Source organism: Cellulomonas sp. PhB143 (assembly GCF_003752595.1).
In the GTDB taxonomy this organism is placed as follows: Bacteria; Actinomycetota; Actinomycetes; order Actinomycetales; family Cellulomonadaceae; genus Paraoerskovia.
Window position 1 is genome coordinate 432,855 of the sequence record NZ_RKIJ01000010.1, and the last position, 14,832, is coordinate 447,686.

General features: G+C 75.4%; 17 protein-coding genes. 10 read left to right on the top strand and 7 right to left on the bottom strand.

All coding sequences use genetic code 11. The annotated features are described in order from the left end of the window. Nucleotides 1-14: 14 nt before the first annotated feature. Complete coding sequence (locus tag EDF32_RS06100) at nucleotides 15-2,591, bottom strand: RecQ family ATP-dependent DNA helicase (protein ID WP_199734829.1); 2,577 nt, start codon at nucleotides 2,589-2,591, stop codon at nucleotides 15-17. Nucleotides 2,592-2,682: 91 nt separating this feature from the next. Between EDF32_RS06100 and EDF32_RS06105 the strand changes: the two genes are divergently transcribed. From EDF32_RS06105 to EDF32_RS06135, 7 genes are all read left to right on the top strand, one after another. After that, nucleotides 2,683-3,171 carry a Rieske (2Fe-2S) protein gene (locus EDF32_RS06105; RefSeq protein WP_123307594.1) on the top strand — a complete coding sequence of 163 codons (489 nt, stop codon included), beginning with the start codon at nucleotides 2,683-2,685 and terminating at the stop codon, nucleotides 3,169-3,171. 79 nt (nucleotides 3,172-3,250) lie between these two features. Continuing rightward, a complete protein-coding gene (locus tag EDF32_RS06110; protein ID WP_123307595.1) occupies nucleotides 3,251-4,420 on the top strand; it encodes a histidinol-phosphate transaminase in 1,170 nt (389 codons plus the stop codon). Then, nucleotides 4,417-5,037: an imidazoleglycerol-phosphate dehydratase HisB gene (gene hisB, locus EDF32_RS06115; protein WP_233565736.1), complete on the top strand. Its 621-nt coding sequence runs from the start codon at nucleotides 4,417-4,419 to the stop codon at nucleotides 5,035-5,037. Before EDF32_RS06110 ends, hisB begins: the two co-directional genes overlap by 4 nt. Further along, nucleotides 5,034-5,777, top strand: a complete 744-nt coding sequence (locus EDF32_RS14850; RefSeq protein WP_233565737.1) for a hypothetical protein — start codon at nucleotides 5,034-5,036, stop codon at nucleotides 5,775-5,777. Before hisB ends, EDF32_RS14850 begins: the two co-directional genes overlap by 4 nt. Then, nucleotides 5,774-6,427, top strand: a complete 654-nt coding sequence (hisH, locus tag EDF32_RS06125) for an imidazole glycerol phosphate synthase subunit HisH (RefSeq protein WP_123307597.1) — start codon at nucleotides 5,774-5,776, stop codon at nucleotides 6,425-6,427. The genes EDF32_RS14850 and hisH overlap by 4 nt, the downstream gene beginning before the upstream one ends. 118 nt (nucleotides 6,428-6,545) lie before the next feature. Next, on the top strand, nucleotides 6,546-7,277 hold the full coding sequence (priA, locus tag EDF32_RS06130) for a bifunctional 1-(5-phosphoribosyl)-5-((5-phosphoribosylamino)methylideneamino)imidazole-4-carboxamide isomerase/phosphoribosylanthranilate isomerase PriA (protein ID WP_123307598.1): 732 nt from the start codon (nucleotides 6,546-6,548) through the stop codon (nucleotides 7,275-7,277). Further along, the gene (locus tag EDF32_RS06135) at nucleotides 7,274-7,993 is read left to right on the top strand and encodes an SseB family protein (protein ID WP_123307599.1); all 720 of its coding nucleotides are present in this window, start codon (nucleotides 7,274-7,276) and stop codon (nucleotides 7,991-7,993) included. The genes priA and EDF32_RS06135 overlap by 4 nt, the downstream gene beginning before the upstream one ends. A gap of 16 nt (nucleotides 7,994-8,009) precedes the next feature. On the opposite strand, the gene EDF32_RS06140 is transcribed toward EDF32_RS06135, so the two are convergent. The 6 genes from EDF32_RS06140 to EDF32_RS06165 all read right to left on the bottom strand — a co-directional run bounded on the left by EDF32_RS06140 (nucleotide 8,010) and on the right by EDF32_RS06165 (nucleotide 12,618). Then, nucleotides 8,010-8,600, bottom strand: a complete 591-nt coding sequence (locus EDF32_RS06140) for a hypothetical protein (RefSeq protein WP_123307600.1) — start codon at nucleotides 8,598-8,600, stop codon at nucleotides 8,010-8,012. A gap of 70 nt (nucleotides 8,601-8,670) precedes the next feature. Further along, nucleotides 8,671-9,459 (bottom strand): S1C family serine protease, encoded by a 789-nt coding sequence (locus EDF32_RS06145; protein ID WP_123307601.1) that lies wholly within the window; start codon nucleotides 9,457-9,459, stop codon nucleotides 8,671-8,673. Then, complete coding sequence (locus EDF32_RS06150) at nucleotides 9,456-10,109, bottom strand: hypothetical protein (RefSeq protein WP_233565738.1); 654 nt, start codon at nucleotides 10,107-10,109, stop codon at nucleotides 9,456-9,458. Before EDF32_RS06150 ends, EDF32_RS06145 begins: the two co-directional genes overlap by 4 nt. Further along, nucleotides 10,106-10,492 carry a DUF1844 domain-containing protein gene (locus EDF32_RS06155; RefSeq protein WP_233565739.1) on the bottom strand — a complete coding sequence of 129 codons (387 nt, stop codon included), beginning with the start codon at nucleotides 10,490-10,492 and terminating at the stop codon, nucleotides 10,106-10,108. The genes EDF32_RS06150 and EDF32_RS06155 overlap by 4 nt, the downstream gene beginning before the upstream one ends. Before the next feature lie 101 nt (nucleotides 10,493-10,593). Beyond that, nucleotides 10,594-12,102, bottom strand: coding sequence for a catalase (locus EDF32_RS06160; RefSeq protein WP_123307602.1), 1,509 nt, complete (start codon nucleotides 12,100-12,102; stop codon nucleotides 10,594-10,596). 66 nt (nucleotides 12,103-12,168) lie between these two features. Next, entirely contained in the window at nucleotides 12,169-12,618 is a 450-nt protein-coding gene (locus EDF32_RS06165; protein WP_123307603.1) for a Fur family transcriptional regulator, read from the bottom strand. 398 nt (nucleotides 12,619-13,016) lie between these two features. Between EDF32_RS06165 and infC the strand changes: the two genes are divergently transcribed. The 3 genes from infC to rplT all read left to right on the top strand — a co-directional run bounded on the left by infC (nucleotide 13,017) and on the right by rplT (nucleotide 14,806). Then, nucleotides 13,017-14,057 (top strand): translation initiation factor IF-3, encoded by a 1,041-nt coding sequence (infC, locus tag EDF32_RS06170; protein ID WP_233565760.1) that lies wholly within the window; start codon nucleotides 13,017-13,019, stop codon nucleotides 14,055-14,057. 91 nt (nucleotides 14,058-14,148) lie between these two features. After that, nucleotides 14,149-14,343 (top strand): 50S ribosomal protein L35, encoded by a 195-nt coding sequence (gene rpmI, locus EDF32_RS06175; RefSeq protein WP_123307605.1) that lies wholly within the window; start codon nucleotides 14,149-14,151, stop codon nucleotides 14,341-14,343. 76 nt (nucleotides 14,344-14,419) lie between these two features. Continuing rightward, on the top strand, nucleotides 14,420-14,806 hold the full coding sequence (gene rplT, locus EDF32_RS06180; RefSeq protein WP_123307606.1) for a 50S ribosomal protein L20: 387 nt from the start codon (nucleotides 14,420-14,422) through the stop codon (nucleotides 14,804-14,806). Nucleotides 14,807-14,832: the final 26 nt, after the last annotated feature.

Here is a 14,832-nt window from a genome sequence, read left to right on the forward strand (position 1 = left end):
GCGCGGGGCGGTGGTCAGCGCACGCCGAGCACGAACGGGTGGACGGCGCTCGCGCCCGCCTGCCGGAGCAGGCGCGACGCGACCGCGAGGGTCCACCCGGAGTCGGTGAAGTCGTCGACGAGCAGCACGGCCCGGCCGGGCAGCCCCGCGGCGGCGGCGTCCGAGAGCTCCAGGCCGAGGCGTCCCACCACGCCGGCGAGCCGGGTCGCGGAGTTGACGTCGTGCCGGCCCGGCTCGTCGCGGCCGGCGATCGGGCCGATCGTGCCGACGACGGGGATGCCGAGGTAGCGGGCGAGGCCCGTCGCGAGGTGCTCGACGAGCTGCGGGCGCGTGGTGGAGCGCACCGCGACGAGCCCGGCGACCCGCAGCGGCCCGGCGGCGGCGTCGTCGGCGTCGACCGGGGAGCCGGTGCCCTGGTCCTGGGCGTGGTCCTGGGCAGGCTCGTCGCCGCCGGCCGCCCCGGCGTCCGAGCCCGCGGAGGGCTCGCGCAGGTCCGGCCACTCGTCGAGCGTCCGGGCGGCCGCGGAGCGCAGGGGGAGCGGCGTCTGACCGTCCACGGGGCGTCCGTCGGCGTCGCGCGCGTCGAAAAGCGCGCGCAGCGCCGACGACCAGCCGAGCCCGTCGAGCCGCGCGACGGCGCGCCCCGGATCGGCCTGCTCGCCCGCCGGGATGCGGCCCCGCAGGTCGAGCCCGAGCGAGTCGAGCCCGCTGGGCCACTGCCGGCGGGCGACCAGCTCCACCCCGACGCGGTCGAGGTCCGCGCGCGCGGCGGCGACGGCCTCCGGGTCGGGCGCGCCGGGCAGCCCGACGCCGCCGCAGCGGTCGCACCGGCCGCACCGCCAGCCGGGCTCGAGCTCCGGGTCGTCGAGGACCCCGCGCAGGTACGCCATGCGGCAGCCCTGCGTCCCCACGTAGTCGAGCATCGAGCGCTGCTCGGCCTCCCTGGTCGCGGCCACGCGCGCGTAGCGGTCGGCGTCGTAGACCCAGGGCTCGCCCGTGGACACCCACCCGCCCTTGACGCGCCGTACCGCGCCGTCGACGTCGAGCACCTTGAGCATCGACTCGAGCCGGGAACGACGCAGGTCGACCTGGGTCTCGAGCGCCGCCGTCGACCACGTGCGCCCGTCGGCCATCGCCTCGAGGGTCGTGCGCACCTGCTGCTCGGCGGGGAAGGCCTGCGAGCCGAACCAGTCCCAGATCGCCTGGTCCTCCTGCCCCGGCAGGAGGACGACGACGGCCTGGTCGACGCCGCGCCCCGCGCGCCCGACCTGCTGGTAGTACGCGATCGGTGACGACGGCGCGCCCAGGTGCACGACGAACGCGAGGTCCGGCTTGTCGAACCCCATGCCGAGGGCGGAGGTCGCGACGAGCGCCTTGACCCGGTTGTCCTTCAGGTCCGCCTCGAGCTGCTCGCGCTCGGCCGGGTCGGTCTGGCCCGTGTACGCCTGGACGGCGAGGCCCGCGCCGCGCAGCTGCGAGGCGACCTGCTCGGCGGCCGAGACGGTCAGGCAGTAGACGATCCCCGAGCCGTCCACGTCCTGCAGCGTCTCGGAGAGCCATGCGATCCGGGTGGGCTGGTCCGGCAGGGCGAGCACCGCCAGGTGCAGGGACGCGCGGTCGAGCGCGCCCCGCAGCACCAGGACGTCGGTCGCCGCGCCGCCCGAGACCCCGAGCTGCTCGGCCACGTCGGCGGTCACCCGCTCGTTGGCGGTCGCGGTCGTCGCGAGCACCGGGATGCCTGCGGGAAGGTCGGCGAGCAGCGTGCGGATGCGGCGGTAGTCCGGCCGGAAGTCGTGCCCCCAGTCCGAGATGCAGTGCGCCTCGTCGACGACGACGAGACCCGCGTCCGCGGCGAGACGGGGCAGGACCTCGTCCCGGAAGGCGGGGTTGTTCAGGCGCTCGGGGGAGCAGAGCAGGACGTCGACCTCGCCCGCCGCGATCGCCGCGTGCACGGACTCCCACTCGGTGGTGTTGGACGAGTTGATCGTCACCGCGCGGATCCCGGCACGCGCCGCGGCGGCCACCTGGTCACGCATGAGGGCGAGCAGCGGCGAGACGATGACGGTCGGTCCCGCGCCCCGCGCCCGGAGGAGCGCGGTCGCCACGAAGTACACGGCCGACTTGCCCCAGCCCGTCCGCTCGACCACGAGCGCCCGCTGGTGGCGTGCGACGAGCGCCTCGATCGCGGTCCACTGGTCCTCGCGGAGCGAGACGCCCTCGCGCCCGACGAGCGCGCGCAGCGCGGTCTCCGCGTCCTCGCGCAGGTCGTCCGTCGAGATCGCCGCGCCGACCAGGGCCGGGGCAGGGAGGTCGGGCAGCGGCGCGGGCGTCCCGCGGCGCGCGGCGCCGGGCGGGGCGGCGGCGCGGTGCAGGTCCTCGGGCGGGCCGTCCTCCGGCGGCGGCTCCTGGGGCCAGTCCTCCTCGGGCCAGGGCTCCTCGAGCGGTGCGTCCTCGGTCGGCGCCTCGGGTGCGGGCGCGTCGCTCCTTCGGGCGTCCGGGGCGTCCGGGGCGTCCGGGGCGTTCGGGGCGTCCGGGGCGTGCGGTGCGTCCGGGGAGTGCGTGGCGGTCGGGCGGTCGGACGTCGGCTCCATGTCCCGATCGTAGGGTCCGTCACCGACAGACCCGCCCGGGGTCCGGTGCGGCGGGCTCGACCACGCCGGGCCGCCGGGGTTTCATGGGTGCATGACGACCGACGACCTCACCGCCCGCCCGCCGCACGCCCCCGCGACGTGCCCGGCCCCCGCCCCGCGGGTCCTGGCGACGACGCGCCGTGGGCTGTTCGTCGGTACGGGGGCGGGGGCGGGCGCGCTGCTGCTCGCGGCGTGCTCCGGCAGCGGGGGCGGCGAGGGCGGCGGGGCGCTGAAGCAGGCGAGCGAGACCGCGCCGCTCGTGGCGCTGGCGGACGTCCCCGTCGGCGGCGCCGTGTCGGTCGAGGCGGCGGGCGGGGCGCCCATGCTGGTGACGCAGCCCACGGCGGGCGAGGTGCACGCCTTCAGCGCGGTGTGCACCCACCAGGGCTGCACCGTCCTCCCGGACGACGACCGCCTCAAGTGCCCCTGCCACAGCTCCGTGTACGCGCTGGACGACGCCTCGGTGGTCAGCGGCCCGGCGCCCGAGCCGCTGCCGGAGGTCCCGGTGACCGTCTCGGACGGACAGGTGCTCCTGTCCTGAGCGCCGTCGGTCCGTCCCCCTCCTGCCCGCTGCGCGGACGGGCGGGGGTCCGGTCCTGCGCGTTCCGTAGACTGGCGCCGTGACCTCCGCCAGCAGTCCGCAGCTCCGGCGGCCAGGCGTGCTCCCGGTCCGTCCCGAGCACGCGGGCATCGAACCGTACGGCGCCCCGCAGATCGACGTCCCGGTGCTGCTCAACGTCAACGAGAACCCGTATCCGCCCGGCGAGGCCGTCGTCGCGACGCTCGCCCGGGACGTCGCCGCGGCGGCGCGGGGCCTCAACCGGTATCCCGACCGCGACTTCCTCGCGCTGCGCGAGGACCTCGCGGACTACCTCGCGACCGAGTCCGGCGTGCGCGTGGCGCCGCAGCAGCTCTGGGCGGCGAACGGGTCCAACGAGGTCATGCTGCACCTGCTGCAGGCCTTCGGCGGCCCCGGCCGCACCGCGCTGTCCTTCGCGCCCACGTACTCGATGTATCCCGAGTACGCCCGCGACACCTCGACGCGCTGGGTCACCGGCCGGCGCGCCGACGACTTCACGCTCTCCCCGGAGGCGGCCGCCGCGACGGTCCGCGAGCAGGCGCCGTCGGTCGTGCTGCTCGCCAGCCCCAACAACCCGACGGGGACGGCGCTGACCCCCGAGACCGTCGCGGCCGTGTGCGAGGCGGCGCTCGAGGTGCCGGTACCGCTCGAGGACGGCCGGACCGCGTCCGCCGTGGTCGTGGTGGACGAGGCCTACGGCGAGTTCCGCCGGGCCGGGACGCCGTCGGCCCTCGAGCTGCTCGAGAGCTACCCGAACCTCGCGGTGAGCCGGACCATGTCCAAGGCGTTCGCGCTCGCGGGGGCCCGGGTGGGCTATCTCGCGGCGGCCCCGGCGCTCGTCGACGCGCTGCGCGTCGTCCGCCTCCCGTACCACCTGTCGGCCGTGACCCAGGCCGTCGCCCGCGCCGCGCTCGCGCACTCGGGCGAGCTGCTCGCCCAGGTCGACGCGCTGCGGGCGGAGCGCGACGCCACGGTCGCGTGGCTGCGCGCGCGCCGCCATCGCGGGGCGCCGCTCGAGGTGGCCCCCTCGGACGCGAACTTCGTGCTCTTCGGCCGGTTCGAGGACCGCCGCGCGGTGTGGCAGGGGCTCCTGGACCGTGGCGTGCTGATCCGCGTCGTCGGGCCGGAGGGATGGCTGCGGGTGTCGATCGGCACGCCGCAGGAGATGGTGGCGTTCAAGGACGCCCTCGTGGAGGTGGCAGGACTGTGACCAGCACGCCCACGCCCGGTCGGCGCACGGCCCGGATCGAGCGCTCGACCTCCGAGTCGAGCGTCCTGGTCGAGCTCGACCTCGACGGGACCGGACGCACGGACGTCTCGACCACCGTGCCGTTCTTCGACCACATGCTCACCGCCCTCGGCAAGCACTCGCTCATCGACCTCACCGTCCGCGCGAGCGGGGACACGCACATCGACGTGCACCACACCGTCGAGGACACGGCCATCGTGCTCGGCCAGGCTCTGCGCGAGGCCCTGGGCGACAAGTCCGGGATCGCGCGGTTCGGCGACGCGTTCGTGCCGCTGGACGAGGCCCTCGCGCACGCCGTGGTCGACATCTCCGGCCGGCCCTACCTCGTGCACACGGGCGAGCCGGCGGGCCAGGAGCTGCACCTGATCGGCGGCCACTTCACGGGGTCGCTGACCCGGCACGTCCTCGAGTCCGTGGCGCACCACGCCGCGATCTGCCTGCACGTCCGGGTGCTGTCCGGGCGCGACCCCCACCACGTCGTCGAGGCGCAGTTCAAGGCGCTCGCCCGCGCGCTGCGCGCGGCCGTCGCCCTGGACCCGCGCGTCGACGGCGTCCCCTCGACCAAGGGAGCACTGTGAGCACCGACCGACCCGGCCCCGACGACCCGTTCGACGGCGTCGACTTCGACGTACCGGACGACCTGTCGAGCCTGCTGGACCAGCCCGCGGCACAGGGCGGCGAGCGGACAGAGCCGGCAGAGGTGGCCGAACCGGCCGAGGCCGCCCAGCCGGCGGAGAACGCCGGGGCGGCAGAGGCCGGCGAGGCCACGACCTCGGCCGGAGCCGGGTCACCGGCGCCCGCCGCCGAGGACCCGGACGCCGAGGCGGACGGGGACGACCTGCAGGTGCCCGACGACCTGTCGCAGCTGGCGGGCAGCCCGGACGCCGACCCGGAGCTGGCGGTCGTGATGACACAGATCGCCGGCGCGGAGCCGCTGGCGGCCGTGTGCGCGGTGGCGAAGGTCGCGGGCGTCGTCGTGCCGACGAAGGTGGGAGCGTTCGTCGTGCTGGAGGTGCGTGCCGGCGGCGCGCCGCAGGAGGCGGTGTCCGCGCTGTCGCGCCTCGTCGCGGGGGTGCCCTTCGTGCTCGTCGAGAAGCGGGCCGAGCAGATCTCGGCGCGCCGCTGGCAGGACGGCCTCCCGGAGGACGAGCTCGCTCCCGGCCTGGTCCTCGGGGGCGCCCCCGAGGCGCTCGAGGACGTCGTCGTCGGCGAGGCGCAGGCCTCCGCGCTCGAGGGCGCCGTGGCGACGTCGTCGATCTCGCGCTTCAAGGCGGCACGGATGCTGTCCGCCGCGGCGCGCAAGGCCCGCAAGAAGTGACGGTACCCACCGCGGCCTCGGTCGTCGTGCTCGACTACGGCTTCGGGAACGTGCGTTCCGCGGTGCGTGCGCTCGAGCGGGTCGGCGCGCGCGTCGAGCTCACCGCGGACCGGGCGGCCGCCGAGCGCGCGGACGGCCTCGTCGTCCCGGGGGTCGGCGCGTACGCGGCGGTCATGGCCGGGCTCCGCGCGGTGCGCGGGGACCAGGTCGTCGAGCGCCGGCTCGCCGGCGGCCGACCGGTCCTCGGGATCTGCGTCGGCCTCCAGGTGATGTTCGGCTCGGGCGTCGAGCACGGGGTCGAGACCGAGGGGCTCGGTCAGTGGTCGGGGGTCGTCGACCGTCTCGAGGCGCCGGTGGTGCCGCACATGGGCTGGGACACGGTGGAGCCGCCGGCCGGCTCCGCGCTCTTCGCCGGCGTGCCGGACGAGCGCTTCTACTTCGTGCACTCCTACGCCGCGCGGTCCTTCCCGCTCGCCGAGCAGGCGCCCGCCGACCCCCGGCTGCGCCCCCCGCAGATCACGTGGTCCGACCACGGGGGGCGCTTCGTCGCCGCCGTGGAGAACGGGCCGCTCTCCGCGACGCAGTTCCATCCCGAGAAGTCGGGCGACGCCGGCGCGCACCTGCTCGAGAACTGGCTCCGCACCCTCTGATCCCGCAGACCGCGGCCCGTCGCGCGCAGCCCCTGGTCCGTGCCCGCCCGTGCCCGCCCGTGCCCGCCCGTGCCCGCCCGTGCCGGCGGCCCCGATCCTCCCGAACGAAAGGCTCACCATGACCGATCGACTCGTCCTCCTGCCCGCCGTCGACGTCGCCGACGGGCAGGCCGTGCGCCTCGTCCAGGGCGAGGCCGGCTCCGAGACCTCCTACGGCGACCCTCTGCAGGCGGCGCTCGACTGGCAGAGCGGCGGGGCGGAGTGGGTCCACCTCGTCGACCTCGACGCGGCGTTCGGGCGCGGGTCGAACGCCGAGCTGCTGGCGGACGTCGTCGGGCGCCTGGACGTCGCCGTCGAGCTGTCCGGCGGGATCCGCGACGACGCGTCCCTCGCGCGGGCGCTCGCGACCGGGTGCCGCCGGGTGAACCTCGGCACCGCCGCCCTGGAGGACCCGGCATGGACGGCCCGGGCGATCGCCGAGCACGGTGACCGGATCGCCGTCGGCCTGGACGTGCGCGGGACGACCCTCGCGGCGCGCGGCTGGACGCAGGACGGCGGGGACCTGTGGGAGGTGCTGGACCGGCTCGAGGCGGCGGGCTGCCCGCGGTACGTGGTGACGGACGTGACCAAGGACGGGACGCTGCGCGGCCCGAACGTCGAGCTGCTGCGCGACGTCGCGTCGCGGACGGACGCCCCCGTCGTCGCCTCCGGCGGCATCTCGAGCCTCGAGGACCTCGCGGCGCTGCGTGCCGTGGTCACGGAGGGCATCGAGGGCGCGATCGTCGGCAAGGCCCTCTACGCCGGCGCGTTCACGCTGCCGCAGGCGCTCGACGTCGCGGGCCGCGCGTGAGCGGCCGCGCGCTGCCCCCGTCGTCCTCCTTCGCGGGCGACGACGGCTCCGCCGACCCGGCCCTGGCGGCGGCCCTCGAGGGGTACGCGGCGGGCTCGGTCCCGATGCGGGACGTCGTGGCAGCCCTGGCCCCCGCGCGCGTGCTGGTGCCGGTCCTCGCGGAGGCCGAGGTGACCGAGGAGGGGGAGCACGGGACCGTCGACCGCGAGGCGTCCTCCGGCGTGGTGGCCCTCGAGTCGCCCGACGGTCGCCGTGCGCTGCCGGTCTTCACGTCGGTGGCCTCGATGGCGGCGTGGCGCGCGGACGCGCGACCCGTGCCCGTCGAGGCGGCGCGGGCCGCGCAGTCCGCGGTCAGCGAGAGCTGGGCGCTGCTCGTGGTGGACCCCGCGGGGCCGCACACCGCCCTGGTCCCGCGGCCGGCCGTGTGGGCGATCGGGCAGGGACGGCCCTGGTCGCCCGCGGTCGAGGGCGGACTCGTCGACCCGGAGGTCTCCGCGGCGATCGAGGCGGCGGTCGGCGGCCTCATCCACGTCGGCTCCGTGCGCGCCGAGCCGGGGCGGCGGGCCGAGGTGGCCGTGGTGCTCGCGATCCACTCGGGCCTCGACCGCGCCGGGCTCGACCTGGTGCTGAGCCAGGTGAACGCGGCGCTCGCCAAGAGCGCGGTCGTCGGCGCCCGGGTGGACTCGCTCGAGCTGCGGATCGGTCGCGCGGACTGACCCGCAGCCCGCACCGTCAGTGCGCGGAGCGCCGGCGCCGCCCGACCGCCCACCCCAGGGCGAGCGCGGCGACGGCCGCGACGGCCTGGCCGCCGAGGACCACACGGTTGAGGTCGAGCGCCGGCTGCCAGCGCACGTCGCCGGAAGGACCGATCGAGTAGACGCCGAGCGCCTTGACGCGCACGCCGAACCCGCCGCCGCCGGCGCCGCCCTCGCCGCGTGCCTCGCCGGAGGCCTCGCCGCGCGCCTCGCCGGAGGCCTCGCCACGGGTGTCGCCGTCGGAGCCCGCCGTGCCGGTCGAGGGATCGCCGCCCTCGCCGCCGGCCGCGTCACCGCCGGAGACCCGCACCGAGCCGGAGCGGGAGAACGACAGGGGGGTGCGGCCCTGGCCGTTGCCCGTCCCGGTGGCGCTCGTGGCCCCGTTGCCGTTGCCGGTGCCGCCGCCCGCGCCGGTGCCGGTCGCGCCCCAGACCTTCGCGACCGGGACGACCACCGTCCCGTTGTGCTCGTACGCGTCGCCGAACGCGCGACGCACCGAGAACGATTCGTCGGCGGCCTGCGTGAGCCGCGTGAGGTCGGGTGTGTAGGTGCGCGTCTCTTCCGTCATGTCGCACACGCTACGAGCACACCGGACGCAGCGCTAGTGGTCGGCTGGTGGTCGGCCGGTGGTCGGCCCGTCAGCCCGCGCAGGACGGGGCGGCCGTGAACGCCGCCGTGTCGTCCAGCAGCGAGCGCAGCGTCGAGACCGGGACGAGGAGGCTGCGTCCGTCGTCCGTCTTGGCGTAGACGACCCCGATGACTCGCCCGTCGTCGTCGAGCGCCGCGGACCCGGAGGAGCCGGGCTCGACGGACGCGTCCGTGACGAGCACCTTGCCGAGCGTCGAGTACAGCGGGTCGTCCGTGGTCCCGACGACGGTCCCGCGGGTCACGGTGAGCTTGCCGCCCTCCGGGTAGCCGACGACCGTCACGTCGTCGCCCTCGGCGGGGTCGGCGTCGGCCAGCGTCGGTGACGAGGGGAGCGCCTCGCTCGTGCGGACCACCGCCAGGTCGGCGACCTTGGCGACCGAGGCCGAGGCGACCGCGACGTCGCGCCCGTCGGAGGTCGCGACCTGCAGGCTGCGGGAGTCCTCCACGACGTGCTTGTTGGTGACCAGCGTGTGCGCGTCGAGCGCGAAGCCCGAGCCGGTCGACAGGCCGTCGCACTGCACGTTGCGGATGCGCACCGCCATGCGGCGCACCGTCTCGGTCGCGCCGGTGCCCAGGTGCTGGGCCCCGTCCGGCGGCCGCTGCGACGCGAACGACGGGACGAGGTCCCCGGGGGAGGGGACGGCGTCCGGGAGGGCGGGCGCCGGCCCGCAGCCGGCGACGAGGGCGAGCACGACGGCGGTCGCCAGCCCCGCGAGGCCCGCGCGGCGACGCGGGCGGCGGCCCGGACGTGCCCGGCGCGCGTGCGGTCCGGTGCTCATCCGTCCAGCGCGTCCTGGAGCTGGTCGTTCGCCTTCTTGGCCGAGTCGCACAGCGCGTCGACGTCGTCCGAGTAGCGCGCCAGGTCCTTCGCGTCGTAGGAGGCGCGGTCGTCCAGGTAGCCGATCAGGCGGGACTGGCCGTCGACGCAGCGGTCGAGCGCGAGCGCCACCTTGCCGGCCGCTGCGGAGACCCGCTGCTGGTAGCCGAGGCCCTGTGCGGACGCGGCGTTGTCGTCGCCGAGCTGGGCCTTCTCGTCGGCGAGCTCGTCGATCCGGTCCTCGGCCTTCGTGAGCTGTTCCCGCGTCGCCGTGAGCTCGGCGGTCGCGCCGTCGAGGTCGGCACGCAGCCCGGAGACGTCCTGGCCCAGGCTGCGCGCGTCCGTCTCCCAGCCCTCGCTGGACGCCTGCCACCGGGTGGTCGCGACGTACAGGTACGTCCCGGCGGCGACGGTCAGCACGAGCAGCGCGGCGAGGACGACGGCGGCGCGGCGACCGCGCCGCGGCCGCCCGGCGGTCCGGGCGCCCTCCGCCGTGGCGGGGGGCTCGGGAGCGGAGGCAGGAACGGTGGTGGGCACCGCGCCGGCGCCCGCCGCAGCCTCGACGGGCCGCGGCGCGGGCGGCGGTCCGTCGGGGAGCGGCGCCTCGGTCAACTGACGGCGCCCGTGAACTTCTCGCCGGGGCCCTCGCCGGGCGCGTCGGGGACGGCCGAGGCCTCGCGGAACGCCAGCTGCAGCGAGCGCAGACCGTCGCGCAGCGAGCGGGCGTGCTGGTTGCCGATGTCGGGCGCGCTGGCCGTGACCAGGGCCGCGAGCGCGGTGATGAGCTTGCGGGCCTCGTCGAGGTCCAGGTGCCCGGCGGCCTCGGAGTCCTCCGCGAGGCCGCACTTGACGGCCGCGGCGCTCATCAGGTGGACGGCGGCGGCGGTGATCACCTCGACGGCGGCGACGTCGGCGATGTCCCGGGCGGCAGCGCCCTCGCTGCCCCCGCCGCCGTGGCTGCTCGGGGTGTCCTGGCTCTGGTTCACGTCGGTCATGCGTCCATCATCCCAGAGCCGCGCGTGGCCGAGCGCCCCGAGGACGACGGCGGCGGCCCGCACCACGAGGGTGCGGGCCGCCGCCGTCGGTACCGCTCGGGTCAGACGCGCGCCGGCTCGGCGGAGGTGCCGGGCTCGCCGGCCTCCTGCGGCGCGTCGCCGGCCAGCTCGGCGCGGAGCTTGGCGCCCAGGTCGGCGTCGACGTTCGTCCAGTACGCGATCGCGCGCTCGCGGATCTCGTCGCTGCGCACCGCGCCGACGTGGCCCGTGATCTGCTCGAGGAGGCGAGCCTTCTCGCCGTCGTCGTACACGTCGCGGTACAGCGTCCCGGCCTGGCCGAAGTCGTCGTCCTGCGCGTGCAGCGTCGCCGCTGCCCGGACGAGCGCGCCGTCCGCCTCCCAGCCGGCCGACTCGGCCGCCCGCGCCGGGTCGGCGTGCGCGCCGCCGAGCGAGTTCGGTGCGTACACGGGCGTGCTCGCGGCGGCGAACCCGAGGCGCATGTTCCCGTCCTTGGCGTACGAGTGCCCGGCGTCCTGCGTCCGCGGCGCGTTCACGGGCAGCTGGGCGTGGTTCGTGCCCACCCGGTACCGGTGCGCGTCGGCGTACGAGAAGATGCGCGCCAGCAGCATCTTGTCGGGGCTCGTGGCGATCCCGGGGACGAAGTTCGACGGCGCGAACGTCGCCTGCTCGATCTCGGCGAAGTAGTTCTCGGGATTGCGGTTCAGCTCCATCGTGCCGACCTCGACGAGCGGGTAGTCCGCGTGCGGCCAGACCTTCGTCAGGTCGAACGGGTTGAACCGGTAGCCCTTCGCGTCCTCGTACGGCATGACCTGGACGGACAGCTTCCAGCGCGGGTGGTTCCCGGCCTCGATGTGCTCGTGCAGGTCGCGGATGTGGTGGTCGGCGTCCGAGCCGGCCAGCTGCGACGCCTCGTCGCCGGTCAGGTGGTGCACGCCCTGCTCGGAGTGGAAGTGGTACTTGACCCAGAACCGCTCCCCGGCGGCGTTGATCCACTGGTAGGTGTGCGATCCGTACCCGTTCATCTCCCGCCACGAGCGGGGCAGCCCGCGGTCGCCCATCAGCCACGTGACCTGGTGCGCCGACTCGGGCGAGAGGGTCCAGAAGTCCCACTGCATGTCGTTGTCGCGCAGGTTGGAGCCGGGCAGACGCTTCTGGGAGCGGATGAAGTCCGGGAACTTGATGCCGTCCCGGATGAAGAAGACGGGCGTGTTGTTCCCGACGAGGTCGTAGTTGCCCTCGGACGTGTAGAACTTCAGCGCGAAGCCGCGGGGGTCGCGCCACGTGTCGGGGGAGCCGTGCTCGCCGGCGACGGAGGAGAAGCGGGCGAGCATCTCGGTCTCGGCCCCCGGCTGGAAGACGGCGGCGCGCGTGTACGCGGACACGTCGCCGGTGACGGTGAAGGTGCCGAAGGCGCCGCCGCCCTTGGCGTGCACCACCCGCTCCGGCACGCGCTCACGGTTGAACTGCGCGAGCTTCTCGACGAGGTAGTGGTCGTGCAGGACGATCGGGCCGTCGGCGCCGACGCTCTGCGCGTGCGCGTCGGAGGCGACCGGCGCACCGGCGTTGGTCGTGGTGAAAGGGGTGGTCATGGTGCTCCTTCGGTTCGGGGCTGTCGGACGGTGTGGCTGTCGGGAGGGTCGGGGCGGCGGCGGACGTCAGCGGGCCGCGCACGCGCGGCAGTGGCCCCAGTAGAGGACCTCCGCCTCGTCGACGACGAAGCCGTCGGTGTCGCCGGGGACGAGCCGGGGGACCAGGCACGGTGCGGCGCCGACGGCGCAGTCCACGTCCTGGACGACGCCGCAGGAGCGGCACACGAGGTGGTGGTGGTTGTCGCCGACGCGGAGCTCGTAGCGGGCGGGGTGGCCCGCCGGCTCGATGCGGTGGACGAGCCCGTGGTCGGCGAGCACGCGCAGCACGTCGTACACCGCCTGGACCGAGACGCTGCCGATGGCTGCGCGCACGGCGCGGACCACGGTGTCGGTGTCGGCGTGCGGGGCGGCGCCGAGGGCGTCGAGGACGGCGAGGCGGGCGGCCGTGACGCGCAGGCCCCGGGCGCGCAGCGCGTCCGCCCCGCTCTCCTGCCCGGCCCGCGTCGTCGTGTCCATGCCGACACCCAAGCACAGTTTCTGGAATCGTTCCAACGTCGGATCGACTCCATCCGCACGGCGTGGCCCGCCCCGGTCTGGCACTCGCTCCGGCCCGCGGGCGGGCCGTGCTAGAATTGATGCTGACCAACCCGAGGAGCATGTGCTCGGGTGTGCAAGTGGATCCGTCCCACCTAGGTCTCGACCGCCGGTTCGTCCGCGACAGAGGCCGGGTTCCGTCACCGGCGCGACACCCGTCACGGGTGGTCGCGCCGCGTCGTGCATCGCGTCGATGCACGACGACGCGACGTCGTCGGGCCTCCATCTGCACTCAGGGATGGGGGCCTTCTCTCGTTCCTGGTGGTCCACCGACGACTTCCTAGGAGCATCACATCAGCGAGCCTCGTATCAACGATCGGATCCGTGTCCCCGAGGTCCGACTCATCGGTCCCGGCGGGGAGCAGGTCGGCGTCGTCCGCACCGAGGTGGCCCTGAGCCTTGCCCAGGACGCCGACCTCGACCTCGTCGAGGTCGCCCCGGACGCACGCCCGCCCGTCTGCAAGCTCATGGACTACGGCAAGTTCAAGTACGAGTCGGACATGAAGGCGCGCGAGGCGCGGCGCAACCAGTCGAACACGATCCTCAAGGAGATCCGTTTCCGGCTGAAGATCGACCCGCACGACTACGAGACCAAGAAGGGTCACGTCGTCCGCTTCCTCACGGCCGGTGACAAGGTCAAGGTCATGATCATGTTCCGTGGCCGCGAGCAGTCGCGCCCGGAGATGGGCGTGCGTCTCCTGCAGCGCCTCGCCGAGGACGTCCAGGAGCTCGCGTTCGTCGAGAGCATGCCGAAGCAGGACGGGCGCAACATGACCATGGTGCTCGGCCCGGTCAAGAAGAAGGCCGAGGCCAAGGGCGAGCAGCGCAAGAAGCAGGACGCCGAGGAGCCGGAGGCCCCGAGCAGCGTCGTGCGCGGGTCCCGTCGCGACAAGGAGGCGGCCGCCCGTGCCGCCCAGGCCGCCGAGCGTGCCGCGCAGGTCGAGGACGAGGCACCCGAGGTCGAGGAGCCGGCCGTGGAGGCCCCGTCGTTCGCCGACCAGGTCGAGGCCGCGCAGACCTCGGTCCCGAGGCCCGCCCCGCGCGCCGCCGCCCCCGCGCCGGAGCGTCCGGCACCGGCACGGTCGTCCGCGCCCCGCTCGTCCGCGCCCCGCTCGTCGGCTCCGCGCCCGGCGTCGTCGCGCCCGGCGGAGACCCGGCCGGCAGCGTCTCGTCCGGCGGAGTCCCGTCCGGCGGCGCCCGGCGCCACGGAGCAGGCCGCCGCACCGTCGGGCGCGCCTGCGACGTCGACCCCCACCCCTGCCGCGGCGCCCCGGCCCGCGGCGAGGCCCAAGCCCGTCCCGGCCCCCCGGCCGTCGGCGCGGCCGGCACCCCGTCCGGCCCCCAAGGGCACGACGAACTGACCACCTGACGACCGGGCCGAGCCCACCGGCCCCGGCCCGAACCGCCGGTCCCGCTCGCGGGACCGGCCAGACACAAGGAGAGACGGCAGCCATGCCGAAGAACAAGACCCACTCGGGCGCCAAGAAGCGCTTCCGCGTCACCGGCAGCGGCAAGATCATGCGCGAGCAGGCCGGCAAGCGCCACCTGCTCGAGCACAAGCCGAGCTCGAAGACGCGGCGCCTGTCGGCGGACCTCGTCGTCGCCCCCGCGGACACCAAGAAGATCAAGAAGCTTCTCGGCAAGTGACCGTCCGGCGCCTCACGCCCTGTCGTGAGCGCCGTCGCCTCCACTTCCTGACCCGAACTACTGCAAGGAGCATCACGTGGCACGCGTGAAGCGGGCGGTCAACGCCCAGAAGAAGCGTCGTACGACCCTCGAGCGCGCGGCGGGCTACCGCGGCCAGCGCTCGCGCCTCTACCGGAAGGCGAAGGAGCAGGTCACCCACTCCCTCGTCTACTCCTACCGCGACCGCAAGGCCCGCAAGGGAGACTTCCGCAAGCTGTGGATCCAGCGGATCAACGCGGCGTCGCGCGCCCAGGGCCTGACGTACAACCGTCTGATCCAGGGCCTCAAGGCCGCCGAGGTGACGGTCGACCGCCGCGTCCTCGCCGACCTCGCCGTCAACGACGTCGTCGCGTTCAACGCGCTCGTCGCGGTCGCGAAGAAGGCGCTGCCCGAGGACGTCAACGCGCCCCGGGCCGCGGCCTGACCGCACCACGGACGACACCGGACGCC

What these genes read in the sequence shown, in the direction of transcription:
- EDF32_RS06100 (WP_199734829.1), bottom strand. Translation starts at nt 2,591, where the DNA reads ATGGAGCCGACGTCCGACCGCCCGACCGCCACGCACTCCCCGGACGCA.
- EDF32_RS06105 (WP_123307594.1), top strand. Translation starts at nt 2,683, where the DNA reads ATGACGACCGACGACCTCACCGCCCGCCCGCCGCACGCCCCCGCGACG.
- priA (WP_123307598.1), top strand. Translation starts at nt 6,546, where the DNA reads ATGACCGATCGACTCGTCCTCCTGCCCGCCGTCGACGTCGCCGACGGG.
- EDF32_RS06140 (WP_123307600.1), bottom strand. Translation starts at nt 8,600, where the DNA reads ATGACGGAAGAGACGCGCACCTACACACCCGACCTCACGCGGCTCACG.
- EDF32_RS06145 (WP_123307601.1), bottom strand. Translation starts at nt 9,459, where the DNA reads ATGAGCACCGGACCGCACGCGCGCCGGGCACGTCCGGGCCGCCGCCCG.
- EDF32_RS06155 (WP_233565739.1), bottom strand. Translation starts at nt 10,492, where the DNA reads ATGACCGACGTGAACCAGAGCCAGGACACCCCGAGCAGCCACGGCGGC.
- EDF32_RS06160 (WP_123307602.1), bottom strand. Translation starts at nt 12,102, where the DNA reads ATGACCACCCCTTTCACCACGACCAACGCCGGTGCGCCGGTCGCCTCC.
- EDF32_RS06165 (WP_123307603.1), bottom strand. Translation starts at nt 12,618, where the DNA reads ATGGACACGACGACGCGGGCCGGGCAGGAGAGCGGGGCGGACGCGCTG.
- rpmI (WP_123307605.1), top strand. Translation starts at nt 14,149, where the DNA reads ATGCCGAAGAACAAGACCCACTCGGGCGCCAAGAAGCGCTTCCGCGTC.